The 14083-nt window shown below is 40.9% G+C and carries 13 protein-coding genes; 8 read left to right on the forward strand and 5 right to left on the reverse strand.

Annotated features, from left to right (window positions below):
* Nucleotides 1-157: 157 nt before the first annotated feature.
* On the forward strand, nucleotides 158-577 hold the full coding sequence (locus F3059_RS11750) for a response regulator (RefSeq protein WP_151169494.1): 420 nt from the start codon (nucleotides 158-160) through the stop codon (nucleotides 575-577).
* Nucleotides 578-665: 88 nt separating this feature from the next.
* Here the strand turns inward: F3059_RS11750 and F3059_RS11755 are convergent, their stop codons facing one another.
* A complete protein-coding gene (locus F3059_RS11755; protein WP_151169496.1) occupies nucleotides 666-3554 on the reverse strand; it encodes a TonB-dependent receptor domain-containing protein in 2889 nt (962 codons plus the stop codon).
* Nucleotides 3555-3646: 92 nt separating this feature from the next.
* On the reverse strand, nucleotides 3647-4855 hold the full coding sequence (locus tag F3059_RS11760) for a hypothetical protein (protein ID WP_151169498.1): 1209 nt from the start codon (nucleotides 4853-4855) through the stop codon (nucleotides 3647-3649).
* 274 nt (nucleotides 4856-5129) lie between these two features.
* On the opposite strand from F3059_RS11760, the gene F3059_RS11765 reads away from it, so the two are divergent.
* Nucleotides 5130-5813, forward strand: coding sequence for a response regulator transcription factor (locus F3059_RS11765; protein WP_151169500.1), 684 nt, complete (start codon nucleotides 5130-5132; stop codon nucleotides 5811-5813).
* The gene (locus F3059_RS11770) at nucleotides 5813-6868 is read left to right on the forward strand and encodes a sensor histidine kinase (RefSeq protein ID WP_151169502.1); all 1056 of its coding nucleotides are present in this window, start codon (nucleotides 5813-5815) and stop codon (nucleotides 6866-6868) included. Before F3059_RS11765 ends, F3059_RS11770 begins: the two co-directional genes overlap by 1 nt.
* A 59-nt stretch (nucleotides 6869-6927) precedes the next feature.
* On the opposite strand, the gene F3059_RS11775 is transcribed toward F3059_RS11770, so the two are convergent.
* Nucleotides 6928-8385, reverse strand: a complete 1458-nt coding sequence (locus F3059_RS11775; RefSeq protein WP_151169504.1) for an NADP-dependent isocitrate dehydrogenase — start codon at nucleotides 8383-8385, stop codon at nucleotides 6928-6930.
* A 106-nt stretch (nucleotides 8386-8491) separates the two neighbouring features.
* On the opposite strand from F3059_RS11775, the gene F3059_RS11780 reads away from it, so the two are divergent.
* Nucleotides 8492-9466, forward strand: a complete 975-nt coding sequence (locus tag F3059_RS11780) for a GSCFA domain-containing protein (RefSeq protein ID WP_170265168.1) — start codon at nucleotides 8492-8494, stop codon at nucleotides 9464-9466.
* On the opposite strand, the gene F3059_RS11785 is transcribed toward F3059_RS11780, so the two are convergent.
* On the reverse strand, nucleotides 9456-10520 hold the full coding sequence (locus tag F3059_RS11785; protein WP_151169508.1) for a glycosyltransferase: 1065 nt from the start codon (nucleotides 10518-10520) through the stop codon (nucleotides 9456-9458). The genes F3059_RS11780 and F3059_RS11785 overlap by 11 nt on opposite strands.
* Before the next feature lie 63 nt (nucleotides 10521-10583).
* Between F3059_RS11785 and trmB the strand changes: the two genes are divergently transcribed.
* Together trmB and F3059_RS11795 are read left to right on the forward strand one after the other, a co-directional pair.
* Nucleotides 10584-11294 (forward strand): tRNA (guanosine(46)-N7)-methyltransferase TrmB, encoded by a 711-nt coding sequence (gene trmB / locus F3059_RS11790; RefSeq protein ID WP_151169510.1) that lies wholly within the window; start codon nucleotides 10584-10586, stop codon nucleotides 11292-11294.
* The gene (locus F3059_RS11795; protein ID WP_151169512.1) at nucleotides 11291-11641 is read left to right on the forward strand and encodes an MGMT family protein; all 351 of its coding nucleotides are present in this window, start codon (nucleotides 11291-11293) and stop codon (nucleotides 11639-11641) included. Before trmB ends, F3059_RS11795 begins: the two co-directional genes overlap by 4 nt.
* Before the next feature lie 66 nt (nucleotides 11642-11707).
* Here F3059_RS11795 and F3059_RS11800 read toward each other — a convergent pair whose 3' ends face one another.
* Nucleotides 11708-12520, reverse strand: coding sequence for a DUF7282 domain-containing protein (locus tag F3059_RS11800; protein WP_151169514.1), 813 nt, complete (start codon nucleotides 12518-12520; stop codon nucleotides 11708-11710).
* 115 nt (nucleotides 12521-12635) lie between these two features.
* On the opposite strand from F3059_RS11800, the gene F3059_RS11805 reads away from it, so the two are divergent.
* Together F3059_RS11805 and F3059_RS11810 are read left to right on the forward strand one after the other, a co-directional pair.
* On the forward strand, nucleotides 12636-13184 hold the full coding sequence (locus F3059_RS11805) for an RNA polymerase sigma factor (protein ID WP_223274608.1): 549 nt from the start codon (nucleotides 12636-12638) through the stop codon (nucleotides 13182-13184).
* A complete protein-coding gene (locus F3059_RS11810) occupies nucleotides 13181-14026 on the forward strand; it encodes an anti-sigma factor (RefSeq protein WP_170265169.1) in 846 nt (281 codons plus the stop codon). The genes F3059_RS11805 and F3059_RS11810 overlap by 4 nt, the downstream gene beginning before the upstream one ends.
* Nucleotides 14027-14083 lie beyond the last annotated feature (57 nt).

Raw genomic sequence — 14083 nt, forward strand, 5'->3', positions numbered from 1 at the left:
ATAAAATGGATATTCAGCTTTATTTAAAAGTTAAGGAGTTGAACTCAACTTCTCATAACATAGGGTTAAAAGTCGTTTTTATAGATAACAGTTACATAAACAATCAGTTAAATTATCTTGTTTTTGCGGTTATAATTTCGCCTTCAAAATATACCTAATGGCTAATTCTCTCCGCGTACTGCTCGTAGATCCAAGCGATGAGAGCTACAAAACTTTTAGCGAAGCCGCTCGCGTAGCAGGCTTTGAACTGGTTTACGCTTCATCTTACAGTGAAGGGATTTCATTGTGTGAAAAAATACAACCACAAATTATTTTTTCAGAACTCGTTTTAGAAGAAAGCGATGGAGTAGATCTCCTAATGACAGCACGAGATCATATTGAGAATGTTGAATCAATATTGGTTATTTACACAACAGTTCAGGATCAGTATTCTGAGGTTGCTGCATTCAATGCCGGAGTAGATGACTATTTGCGCAAAGCTTATTCAACGCAACTTCTCGCCAGCAAAATAAAAGCACTTCAAAGAAGAGTAAATCGCATTAATGGTCAGAACCAAAGCCTGGGGAATGCCTGCTAAATAGTGCGATTTTTCCAAAAATAGTTATCATAAAAAAAGCCCGGAATTCCGGGCTTTTTTGATTTATAGTTGTTTGGGCTTAGATATGTTAGAATTCATACTTGAAACTCGCGCTGATTGTTGTTGCAGGGCGAAGTCTTGTGAAGTATTGATCTTCTGCTTTGTAAGATTTGAATACCGATTCGCGGTAGTCGTTGAGTATGTTTGAAACTTTAAGACCAACCTGCATTTGATTGTCTTTTCCAAATTTCTTTGAAGTGTTGAGGTTCAAACTGTGGAAAGGAACTGTGTAAATATCTGGGCGGTCAACAATACTCGTGTATTGAAGAGTTGGGCCCTGAACATTGTAGAACAACGCAGCATCAAAGTTGCTGAATATACCACTGCTGTCAGTACCGGAATAAGAAACACCGGCATTGATGATGTACGGAGCTTGTCCGGCCATATCTCTGTATCGATCAACTTCCTGTCCGGTTCTGGCATTGTTTACACGACTTTCATATTCTGTCAAACTAAGACGAATGCGTGATTCAACGAGTGTTACGTTAGCTGTAGCTTTCCAGTTTTCCAGTTTGTCTGTGATGATTCCCAAACCTTGTCTCAACTCAACTTCAGCACCGTAAACCTCTCCATCTCCAACATTTCGCGGTTGGAAAGCTCCGGCTTGAGTAGCAAACTGAACAATTTCAATAGGGTCGTCAAAAGATTTATAGAATGCGCCAACAGAAACTGTTTGACTGTAAGTTGGGAAGAAGTCCCATCGCAAATCAACGTTTTGAATGTAAGAACTTGTTAAATCACCATCCCAGTATTCTACGCCTCTTGCATCATCAGCGTCTCTGAACAAACCTCCGATGAAAGTACGACCGGTTAATGGATCGTAGATCTCAGCATAAGAAAGTTCTTTGAATGATGGACGTGCAACTGTTTGAGAGTAAGAAGCTCTGATGTTTTGTTTGTCATTAAGAGCATAAGTCACGTTAACCGATGGGTAAAACCCGAGATCGTTGAGAACCTCTTCATTATTGAGGACACGAGTACCTAACTGATCTTGTCCGGTGTAACGCTGAACGTAGTTTTCCATTCTCAAACCAAGCGATACTGATAAATCAGTTGTGGGTCTGATCATTGAAGAAACATAAGCTGCAGCGTAATTTACATTAGAGTTGTAATCGTTGGGGTTTGTAGGGATAAAGATAGGGTCGTAAGAAACACCTCTATTTATGTTACCCTGGTATGGCCAAAGGTTCTCATCGTAAAACAATTCATCGGGGTCACCAGTGAGAGGTACGTTTCTAACATTGATGTTGAAGTTGCGAATAGTGAAGTCTCTTTCTTTGTAAGTGTATGCTCCACCAAATTTAAGGTTTGACTTTCCACCTAGTATAGTGAAGTCCTTCTTGAGGTCAACTTTACTACTGATGTTAACCTCATCCAAATCTCTCCATATTCTTTGAGGAAAACCAACTTCAGTACCAATTGCATAATCATTATCTCGTATTTGATAGCGAGTAAATCGGATGTCAGGATCATCCATAGATGAGTAAGTTGGTGATAATTTCCAATTCAGTTCCCAATCAGATTCTTCAAAAAAGTGTTCACCGCTGATTAATACATTTGATAGTGAGCGTTCGCTGTATTCAAGGTTGTGTTGTTCAGCATCAAAAACAGCTCCCTGATCAGAGTTTTCATATATGAAACGCCCTGCTTTAGATTCACCATTCTGTAAATGGAGCAAGTTGAGTTTGTATTTAGCATTATCAGTTTTTATTGCAAAACCACCCATCGCACTCACAAGGACATTATTAACACCAAAGCTACCTTTTTGATACTCTCGTGTTTCCATTTCATATACATCAGGATCTGCGCTCAAACCATATCTTCCGTATTCAGCGTCCTCGTAAAATTCAGTTTTATTCGAGTAATTCAGCATGAAGTTATACCCAAGGGTTACATTTTCCTTCTTAACCTGATTACCATAATGACCACCAACTCCAAAGTCAATCAAACTCATTTGTTTCATTGTGGCCATCTGTGGATTGAAAGAATTCATGATAGAACGGTAACGCTGACCTTCTTCACTATCTGGGCTTCCCACAACATCAGCAAACTGAGGTATGTTTTTCTCAGCTGGAATATCTCGTTTACCATTGTCAAAACCGAGAACATCAGTGGAACTTCCCTGATAAGTAAGGTAGTCTGAATTGAAGTGAAAATTTGGGTTATATCCAGCGCTTACAGATATTCCTGCTTCTCTTTCGTCTGGGAATGATTTAGTCGTGATGTTGACTACACCCCCCGTAAAGTCAGCAGGTAAGTTTGCTACAAAAGACTTGTTGACTACAATATTGTCGATAACATCAGTAGGGAAGATATCCATTTGAAGAGTATTTCGATCTGGATCTAGTCCAGGAACATCGAGTCCGTTGAGCATGGTTTTCGTGTAGCGATCACCTAACCCGCGTACGTAAACATATTTTCCGCCCTGTACTGAAACTCCTGTTACACGCTTCATTGATGAAGCAGCGTCAGAGTCGCCAATTTTCTTGAAACTGGCCGATGAAATACCATCGAGTAAATTCTCTGATTTTCGCTTCATCGTAAGGATAGCTGTTTCAGAGTTCTTGTTAGATTCAGCAGTTACCGTATAAGTCTTTAATTGTTGAGACTTCTGTTTTAGAGAAACAGGGTTGAGAACTGTCTTTTCTCCTTCTTTAACTTCAACACCTGTAATTGTAACAGGTGCGTAACCGATAAAGCTGTACTGAATGTTGTAAGTGCCCGGGTCAAGGTTGAGTACATACTTACCGTCAAAATCTGTTGTTGTACCTGTAGTGGTACCTTTTACAGCTACGTTAGCTGTAAAGAGAGGTTCACCAGTCGCGCCATCTAAGACTTTACCAGCTATACCGCTTGTTTGAGCAATTAATTGCCCTACCGTCACAAAAACTAAAAAAACTGTCGTGAAGAATTTCATCTGTTTAAGGCATTAAAAAAAGATAACCCGCAGGAAATTTTCCTGCGAGTTACCTATAGTTAATTAATCTTGGTTATATAAATCATTCAATTTTATAACTCACCACTTAATGAAGTCCAAGTCCAATTTTGGAATGGAGAAGCATCAGCTCCAACAGTGTTTCCACCAGATCCAACATTAGTAGCATTAGCATCAGTACCGTCTTTGAATACGTCAGTTAATGTAGCACCAGAAGGAAGTGTAGCCTCAAGGTTTGAGAAACTTAGATCACCAGTTGTGAAGTTTGTTTGAGTTCCAGTACCTGATAGAGAAAGATCACCTCTACCATCGTCAGCAGGATTTGGGAAGTTGTAGAAATAGATGTTTTGGAAAGAACCTCTTGCACCATCTCTGAAATCACCTAGCTCAGTATTTTCAGCACCTTTAATAGTACCGTTGCTAACTGTGTGACCATCAAGAAGAGTTCCTTCAGGACCATCAATTTCCATTGCGTGATCAGTATCTTCACCAGCTACAACTACAAAGTTGCTAAGGCTTCCTGCCCATGCCTGGTCAGTATCGATAGCGTCATCACCAGCGTTCCAAACTATAACATTTGTTACGTCAACAGTTCCACCGAACCATTCAACACCGTCATCCTGGTTAGCAACAACTTCGATGTTAGAAATTTGAGTTCCTTTACCTACTCCACCAAGAGTAAGACCGTTGATTTCGTTTCCTTCACCGATGTTAGAACCACCGTGACGAATAGAGATGTAGCTCAACTCTCCAGAGCTGTCATTAGCATCACTACCACCGTAAAGGCCGTTTTGGTCAGATGGTGGAATACCTTCAATTTGTACAGCTTGAGCATCAGCTGAAATTGGAGCATTTCCAAGTACAATTAATCCACCCCAAAGACCATTAAGATTAGGATCAAGGTTAGGGCTCATGATCATACCCGGCTCAATTTCATCAGCTACTGAAGTGAAAATGATTGGTTGTTCAGGAGTGCCGTTTGCAATGATTTCAGCATCTCTTGCAATAACTAGAGCAGTTGCATTAGCACCGCTACCAGCTTGTCCTTTAACGATAACACCAGGCTCAATAGTAAGTGTTGCACCATTCGTTACAGAAATTCTGCTTCCTAATTCGTAAACATTTCCTGTTCTCCAGGTTGTGTTAGAAGTGATGTTTTCTTCAATCACCCTGTTACCAGTAGAAGGTGTTGGTGTTGGATCGTCATCATCGTCATCGCTGCATGATGTGAAAGTGAAAGCCGCAGCGAAAGCGAGCATTGAAAGTAATTTTAAATTCTTCATCTGTGACAGATTTTTTTGTTTTATGATTTGCGAGCAAAAGAAGGCTTGTCTTTTTATTTGAACTTTAATGTGCTTTTATCTTACATTTAAAGAAGTGTTTCCTTAATGTTAACTAGCGCAATTTTTGGTCAGATCCAAACCCGCTTTTTGTTGATTGCAAAGGTGTTGAAGCTGTGTTACCTTCAAATTAAAGCTATGTTAATACGTGTTTAATATAAAAGGGTACATTTGAAATAATTTTGTCGCCAGGATTAATTAATTACATTAAATCACTATGAGTCAGGACAATAAAAAGATTTTAATCGTTGACGATGAACAGGACATCCTGGAGTTCATCAGTTACAACCTCAAAAAAGAAGGATTTGAAGTTGAAACAGCTGATAACGGACGCGATGCGATCGCTATCGCAAAAAAGACACATCCAGACCTTATTATTCTTGATGTTATGATGCCTGAAATGGATGGCATTGAAACATGTGCCGAGATGCGTAAGATAGATTCACTGAAAGACACCTTCGTAACTTTCTTAACTGCTCGTGGAGAAGATTACTCCCAAATTGCAGGTTTTGATGCAGGAGCTGATGATTACATTATCAAGCCTGTTAAACCCCGTGTTCTGACCAGTAGAATAAAAGCGATGTTGAGAAGAGGGACAACCTCTGATGATAAACCAAAAGGAAACGTGGTTGGCGATCTTGTTATCGATAGAGATCGTTATATTGTAACGAAATCTGGTAAAGAGTTAAACCTTCCTAAAAAAGAGTTTGAATTGCTGTCTCTGTTGATCTCTACTCCGGGTAAAGTTTTCAATCGCGATACTATTTTATCATCTGTTTGGGGTGAAGATGTCGTAGTTGGAGATCGTACAATTGATGTACATATTCGTAAGTTGAGAGAGAAAATTGGTGATAAGTACATTAAAACAATTAAAGGAGTAGGCTATAAATTTGAAGTTTAATGAAGAATAGAACGCCTCGCGAAATAGCGTTCATTACAGCGCTTTATGTTGCTGTTATTGCCGGTGTGCTGATGTTGCCGGCTTTTTTGCTTTTTACAGATTCCTGGGAGCCATGGCTCATTTACGGGATTACTATAATTCTGATCTTTGCTGTTGCCTGGGTTTCAGTTAATACAGGAATTGAAAAGTTTATTCACCGCAGAATTAAGCTCATCTACAAAACGATCCACCGGTTTAAAACTCAATCGGGAAATATGGAAGATCTCGATTTGAGTAAAGATGTGTTGGGCCAGGTGAACACTGAGGTTGAAGAATGGGCGAGGAGTAATAAAGAAGAAATTGAGCAGCTTAGAAAGCAGGAACAGTTTCGGAAAGAGTTTATAGGAAACCTATCTCACGAACTCAAAACTCCTATTTTCAGTATCCAGGGGTATTTACTTACCTTATTAGAAGGCGGGTTGGAAGACCCAAAAATCAATCGGGATTATCTTGAACGAGCTGATCGCAACCTGGAAAGGCTAACGAATCTTATCAATGAGCTCGATGAAATCACCAAGTTAGAATCGGGTGAGAGAAGGATGGAATTCACAAAATTCGATTTGATAAAATTGACGGATGATTTGGTGAAAGAACTCGAGTTCAGAGCTAAAGAAAGTAATGTGAAGCTCACTGTTAGAGATCCCAAAATGCCTGTTTGGGTGGAAGCTGACAGGAGTAAAATTTCTCAGGTTCTGACCAACCTAATTATGAATTCCATAAAGTACGGCCGGGAAGAGGATGGCGAAACGCGCATCAAGTTTTACGATATGGATGAAAATATCCTCGTTGAGGTTGAAGACAATGGTTTAGGAATTGCTCCCGATCATCTTCCAAGATTATTCGAGCGCTTTTACAGGGTTGACAAATCAAGATCTCGCCACCAGGGAGGTTCTGGCCTCGGCCTTGCAATTGTGAAACACATCATCGAATCTCACGGGCAAACAATCAATGTCCGCTCTCAGGAGGGAGAAGGCTCTACATTCTCTTTCACACTTAAAAAAGTTAAACCTCAATAGATCGCATAAAAAAATCCGCTTCAAACGAAGCGGATTTTTTATGATCGATAAGATTTATCTTATTCACCCTGACCTAGAGAGTAACCTCTATCACCATCAAAAGTGTAAAGATGTTCAGTCTTGATAAAATCAAAACCAGCTTTAGAGATGTTGTCTAATAGTTGAGTGATATCAGCGTGAGTGAGTTCTTTGTTCTCATCCTGTGCTACAAATCGACAGCGCCAGTGATCTGTTTTGAAAGTTTCCGGTAAACCACCAGGATAAACTTTTACACCGCGGTTGGTGATCATCTTGAGCTTTAGAGTATCTCCCTGGCAATCTTCAAGACCTTTTCCAATTACATCAGGATCTCTATCGTTCTCAATCCAGTCGATAAATACATCAACACCTTTGAGTTCTTTCTTGCGATAGTTTTTAGTTGGTCTGCGCTCAACCTTCATCGGGTCAGCATCAGTGTCGTATTTCTTGATCTCGAACTTTGTTGGGGTCTGACCAAGACGTTCGATAATTGCATCAGCAAATTCCTGAGTTCCCACTTTTTTCACAGAAATATCTTCCTGATATACATCACCGGTGTGAATGCCGTCTTCAAGTGTTTTGAGCCATGCATTTTCGATCTTCTCGGCAACATCAGTTTGACCGATGTGAACGAGCATCATGATGGCACCGTTGAGCAATCCTGATGGATTTGCAATATTTTTTCCTGCAATGTCAGGAGCAGATCCGTGGATTGCTTCAAACATAGCAACATCAGTACCGATGTTTGCAGAACCGCCAAGTCCAACAGATCCTGCAACCTCTGCAGCGATGTCAGAAACGATATCACCATAAAGGTTGAGTGTAACCACAACATCAAAATCTTCAGGGTTATCAGCTAATTTAGCCGATCCGATATCGATGATCATGTGATCAGCTTCGATGTTCGGGTATTCTTTTGAGACTTCATCAAAAACGCTGTGGAACAAGCCATCAGTGTGTTTCATGATGTTGTCTTTAGTCATGCAAGTCACCTTTTTGCGGTTGTTTACACGAGCATATTCAAATGCATAACGCACGATGCTTTCAATACCAGGGCGAGAAACCAACTTGAGTGTTTGAACAACCTCTTCAGTCTGTTGGTGTTCGATACCAGCGTAAAGATCTTCTTCGTTTTCGCGAACGATTACCAGATCCATGTTAGGGAAGTTTGAACTCACAAAAGGAGTAAAAGCTTTACATGGACGAACGTTAGCAAAAAGACCAAGCGATTTGCGAACAGTAACGTTCAAACTTTTAAATCCGCCACCCTGCGGAGTGGTGATAGGAGCTTTAAGAAAGATCTTGTTTTTACGCAAGCTATCCCAGGCACCTTCTTCAATACCTGAAGTAACTCCTTTGAGATATACATCCTGCCCAATTGCAATTTTGTCGTAATTCAATTGCGCACCTGCCGCTTCAAGAATTTTGAGCGTGGCATCCATTATTTCTGGGCCTATTCCGTCTCCGTGAGCTACCGTGATGGTCTGTTTTTCAGCCATTTGATTTGATTTTTTTGAAAAAGTTTAGCGCAAATGTAAAAGGCAAACGGCTAACTACCGTTACTTTTTTAAAAAAATCGAGCTTTGCGTAAAGAAAATGATGATTATGAGCGCTTCGTTCAGAACCGAATTTCACCCAAAACTAAACCTCGACCCTATTACGCATCACGATAAAGTGTTGCATTTGGGATCTTGCTTCAGTGAAAATATTGGAGCTAAGATGCGAAATGCAGGTTTTGATATTTTAGAAAATCCGTTTGGCGTAATTTTTAACCCTGTAACGATTCTCGATCACATCAATAAAGCAATTGAGAATGAAAGTTTTGGTCAGAGCCATTTTCTCCAGTCCGCCAACCGTTGGTTCAGTTATGATGCGCACTCCAGAGTTTCGGCCGGCTCTGATCGTGAATTGAAAAAACTACTCGAAACAAAGCAAGCTCAACTGAAAGAACGATTAAAAGAAGCACACACAATTTTCATCACATTTGGAACGGCCTGGGTTTACGAACTCGATGAAACAGGTGAAGTCGTTGCTAATTGTCACAAACAACAACAAAATATTTTCACCAAACGATTATTGGAAACGCTAGAAATTCAACATGCATTGGATGCTTGCCTGAAGAAATTACAGGCTCTAAATCCTGAAGTCCAGGTAGTGTTGACAGTGAGCCCGGTAAGGCATTTGAAGGATGGATTTGTAGAGAATAATCGCTCAAAAGGAAGGCTACTTGATGTTTGCTGTTTGGCTGAAGAAAGTTTTGAGCAAGTTCATTATTTCCCTTCTTACGAATGGGTGATTGATGAATTACGCGATTATCGGTTTTTCGCTAAAGATATGGTGCATCCTAATGAACAGGCCATCGATTTTATTTGGGGAAAGGTGAATAATTACTTTTTCTCTGATCAAACAAAGCAAATCGTCAGCGAAATTGAGAAACTCTCAAAAGCTGCAAATCACAGCCCTTTCCATGATGACAAAAACTTTTCAGATTTTCAATCGAAGATGCACAGGAAGTGTGAAGAGTTGGAAGTTAAGACAGAACTGAATTTAAACTGGTTGAAAAAGCAGTTTATACCTTAGCCAAAAACTCCTCAATAGCCTCCCCCATCTTTTCAGGCGTTGGAGGAAGGTAAACACCTTTGAAATCAGTTGAGAATTTTATGGCTTCTTCCAAATCGAACCGATCCTGATCGATGGCGAAATAGTGCTTGCGATCCATGTGATATTGTGCGAGATATTCCTGCTCTGTTTGTCCGGGAGTTGGGATCATAATCGCTGACCGCCCCATAGCTGCTAAATCCATCAAAGTGGAATAGCCCGATCGCGTTACAAGATACTTCGATCGGTTGATGAGGTCCTCGAGTTCTGTGGCTGTAGCGTGCGAGCGGACTTCAATGTTTTCCAGCTTTAAATGTTGCGGTTGCTCCGCTTTGCCAATGACCATCACTGACTTCAAATTCGAAATCTCCAGCTCGGTTTGTACAATGTGCTGAAAAAGAGTCCGCTGTGGCTCAGGGCCAGAAATGATGGCTAGCACCTCTATGTCGGGTTCTTGTGGTTCTGACTGTGAAAAACGCGTGAGCGGACCAATAAAACTGGCTCCTTTTGGTTTTTCATAGCGGTGACTCAAATCGCCAGATAAGTTGGGTTCACCTTCGTAATCCGGAATCCAGCACGTGTCAAACTTGCTTATGAATCGCCTGTTGAGCTTTTGAATAATTGATTCGGCAAAGGCGCTTTTGATCATAACCTGGTGCGTGATGAAAACCGTGGGAACGAGATTGGTGTGCAGGCCAAAACGATTGTCACTGATCACGCCATCGATGTTTTTATCCCTGATAAGTTTTTCAAGCGCTTTGCGTTCTTCACTGATTCCTTTTAAAATTTTAGGCATCAACTTGACCATGTGAATCGCCATGTTGCCACCCGATGGATAAGTGATTTGATAACCCGGAAGATCGAAAAACTCCAAATCGGGAAATTCCTTTTCCAGCAGAGCTTTTGGATGTTCTTCAGCAGCGATGGAAACTCTTACATTTTTTTTGGTCAGAGCTCGAATGATAGGGATGCACCGCGTGGCGTGTCCTAAGCCCCAATTCAACGGGGCGACTAATATGTGCGGTTCTTTTGCCACTTGTCAAAAATAGCGAACCCAATCAAAATGAGTCTGCTATTTTTGCGGCATTAATTGAAAGTTATGCCCGGAAAAAAGAAGTTAGCCCGCTTTGCGCAAATGAAGGAATTCCCCAATACCATTGAGCCTGCTCTGCACGAAATCAAAAATGAAGGTGAACGAAACTTTAAAAGCCACTATTTGAAAGGTAAGTGGCACGAGGAAGTTTATGAAAATAAAAATCCACTCGTGTTGGAATTGGGTTGTGGAAAAGGTGAGTACTCGGTTGGTTTGGGCCGAAAATTCCCTGATAAAAATTTTCTGGGTGTCGATATTAAAGGAGCCCGCATTTGGAGAGGAGCTAAAACAGCGCTCGATGAAAATTTGAAAAACGTAGCTTTCCTCAGAACCCGAATCGATTTCATCGATTTGTTTTTTGAAAAAGGTGAAGTCGATGAAATATGGATCACTTTTCCCGATCCGCAACTCAAGGAGCGCAGAGAAAGAAAACGGTTGACAGGAAAAATGTTTACTGATCGCTACAAGAGGTTTTTGAAAAAGGGCGGACTCGTTCACCTCAAGACAGACAATACTCCACTGTACGAATACACGCTTGAGCAAATAAAAGAACACGGATTCAAGCTACTTTTTGAAACGAATGACCTTTATGGAAAAGGTATGGAGAATTTCGATGAGAGTGTGCAGGAAATTTTGAGTATCAAAACGCATTATGAAGGTATTTTCAGCGAGAAAGGATTTAAGATCAAGTACATTATCTTTCAGCTTGAAGAGTGAGTGATGTAAAAAAACATAGCGACTTTTTTGAATCTGTTTGGTTGACAGTTCGTGAAATTCCGCGAGGCAGAGTAACATCTTACGGAGCGATTGCTAAATACCTTGGAGCTCCGCGCAGTTCGCGAATGGTAGGCTACGCGATGAATGCTTCACATTCGGCAAGTGTAGAGGTTCCGGCTCACCGGGTAGTGAACAGGAATGGCGTTCTGACCGGAAAACACCACTTTCCTGATTTATTGGAAATGGAACAAAAACTCGAGAAAGAAGGTGTGCGAGTTGAGGATGATAAAGTGATTGAGTTTGAAAAACTGTTCTGGGACCCGATGAAAGAGCTGAGCATGGAATAAAAAAAAGCCGACACTCTCGCGAGTAGTCGGCCCTTCCCGTTGTGGCTTAGTTTGCAGCTTAGGGAATTACATTACTTCAAATGAAGTGAAGATTACGTTGTTCGGAAACGCTTCATTTCCGAAGATCTCCGGACCATCAAACTCTCCTGATCCGTCAAATTCGTAAACGCCAATTTGGCCGTTGTCTAAGTGGAGCATCGGGAAAAGTTTTTGCCCACTTTGAAGCATTACATTTTGGTCTAACTGAATTTGTACATCAGTGTTTACACCCTTTTCAACCATTGTTTTACCAATGATATCGGGAAGTACGATATTTCCGGTTCCGTCATCGTTGTGTACTACTAACCAGCCGTCCTGAGCTGCTACCACACGGTCAATTGTCACCATGTTATTTGTTGCCGCCTGGTTTGATACCATAATACTAGCCGATTCAATGGTGATTTGACTCATCACAGGATCCCCGTTCTTTGTAAATGGAGCATCTTCACCACTTTGCCCGTCAAATTCATACTGTTGAGGCATGCCTGTATCTTCGTGAAGCATAACCCATACTTTTTCGCCATCCATAAGAGTTGTTTCATCGTTGAAAGCAACTTTTACTTTCATGTTTTCACCTTCCTGGATGAATTTTGGTTCTGAAACGATGTCAGGAACAACCGGGCTCCCGTTATCATCTTTGTGGATCACAATCCACCCATCGGCTGGTACATCTGCTAACTCAACTTCAACCATGTTTTGTGAAGTTGTTTGATCATTGACAGTCATTGAAGCCGTTTCCTTTGGTTGAGGAGTTGGCATGTTGTCATCATCGTCATCTTTGTCGCAGTTTCCGAGTGCAAGTGCTAAAACTGCCAGAGAAAATAATTTTGCGTAATTCATAATTATCGGTTTAAAAATTTTGATTCGGCATACCTACGTTCAGTTTTTGAGTTTGGATTTCGCAACCCAAAAAAATCTGAAAAAGCGGTGATTATTTTTATGTAGATTTGGGCAATTGAGTCGGGAAGAACTAAATAGCATAGAAAAGCGAATTGCCCAGTTTTTAGCTGAAGGCAATGAACATGCAATTGAATTGCTGTATGATCATTATGCCGATGCACTCTACGGAGTTGTGTTGAGGATTGTGCGCGATGATGACCTGGCTTCAGATATTATTCAGGAAGCTTTTGTGAAAATCTGGAAAAACGGAAAGCGTTACAGTAAAGAAAAAGGAAAACTGTTTACATGGTGTCTTAACATAACGAGAAACCGTGCTATCGATGAACTTCGATCAAAACAGCGAAAGGGAGAAATCCAAAACCTCGATTCAAGCGTAAATTTTATTGATCGACAGCATTCTACAAATCCAAACATCGACCATGTTGGGTTGAGAGAAATAGTAGATTCTCTCGATCAGGAAAAGCGAGAGCTAATCGAAATGGCTTATTTTGGGGGTTACACACAAGCTGAGATTTCAAAGAAAATGGAATTGCCGCTTGGAACCGTGAAAACAAGAATGCGAAACGCACTAAAAGATTTAAAAAATATATTTTCAGTAGGGTGAATGTAAAAGAATACATAGAATCAGGAATACTTGAAGCTTACGCTCTCGGTCAGGTTAGTGATCAGGAGAGGCAGGAGGTTCAGTGTCTTACCTCTATCTATCCCGAACTGAAGGAAGAGCTCGAAAGCGTTCAGCAAAACCTCGATGAGTACGCAAAAGCTCATGCCCAAAAAGCACCGTCAGATCTCAAAGCGAAAATTCTCGCTCAGGTTCGTGAAACGGAACAACTACCGGTAATGGAAGCCGTAAAGGAAAAAGCCATTGATAAAACGCAGGAAGAAAGACTCGATGCAGGTCGTGGTCAGAACCGGAATAAAAGCCTTGTTTACTGGTCTGTTGCAGCATCCTTTTTGTTCATTCTGGGTCTAGGTCTCTCATACTGGCAATTTAACGAGAGCGAAAAACTCGCTGATCAGGTTGAGGAACAATCGTTAAAGCTCGAAGGAGCGCTTGAAAAACTCGAGAAACGTGAGAATCAATTAGCAAAGGTTGACAGACGATTGAATGCTTTAACCGGATCTGACTATAAAAGAATTCCACTTAAAGGGACTGAAAAATTCAACTCCAGCTATGCTGAAATACACTGGAACAAAGATGCTGAGTCGGTATTCATAAATGTATCAGGACTGCCAACTCCTCCAGAAGGAAAGCAATATCAACTTTGGGCGCTTGATGGAGATCAACCAATCAGCAAAGGGATGATCGAAAGTGAAGATGCCGGAACTATCCAGGAGATGCTAGCAACAGCTAAAGCAGATGCATTTGCTATTACTCTTGAAAAAGAAGGCGGAGTTGAAAAGCCTACTCTCGAGCAAATGGTTGTGCTTGGAAAAGTTTCCTAAATAGAACTTCTTTAAAATCAGTCTAAATAACTGTCGAATAATCCTTAATTTTGCGAA

The sequence above is a fragment of the Salibacter halophilus genome (genome assembly GCF_008806325.1).
In the GTDB taxonomy this organism is placed as follows: Bacteria; Bacteroidota; Bacteroidia; order Flavobacteriales_G; family Salibacteraceae; genus Salibacter; species Salibacter halophilus.

Excerpts from the sequence above, each read along its gene's own strand:
- F3059_RS11750 (WP_151169494.1), top strand. The coding sequence starts at position 158 with ATGGCTAATTCTCTCCGCGTACTGCTCGTAGATCCAAGCGATGAGAGC.
- F3059_RS11755 (WP_151169496.1), bottom strand. The coding sequence starts at position 3,554 with ATGAAATTCTTCACGACAGTTTTTTTAGTTTTTGTGACGGTAGGGCAA.
- F3059_RS11760 (WP_151169498.1), bottom strand. The coding sequence starts at position 4,855 with ATGAAGAATTTAAAATTACTTTCAATGCTCGCTTTCGCTGCGGCTTTC.
- F3059_RS11765 (WP_151169500.1), top strand. The coding sequence starts at position 5,130 with ATGAGTCAGGACAATAAAAAGATTTTAATCGTTGACGATGAACAGGAC.
- F3059_RS11770 (WP_151169502.1), top strand. The coding sequence starts at position 5,813 with ATGAAGAATAGAACGCCTCGCGAAATAGCGTTCATTACAGCGCTTTAT.
- F3059_RS11775 (WP_151169504.1), bottom strand. The coding sequence starts at position 8,385 with ATGGCTGAAAAACAGACCATCACGGTAGCTCACGGAGACGGAATAGGC.
- F3059_RS11780 (WP_170265168.1), top strand. The coding sequence starts at position 8,492 with ATGAGCGCTTCGTTCAGAACCGAATTTCACCCAAAACTAAACCTCGAC.
- trmB (WP_151169510.1), top strand. The coding sequence starts at position 10,584 with ATGCCCGGAAAAAAGAAGTTAGCCCGCTTTGCGCAAATGAAGGAATTC.
- F3059_RS11800 (WP_151169514.1), bottom strand. The coding sequence starts at position 12,520 with ATGAATTACGCAAAATTATTTTCTCTGGCAGTTTTAGCACTTGCACTC.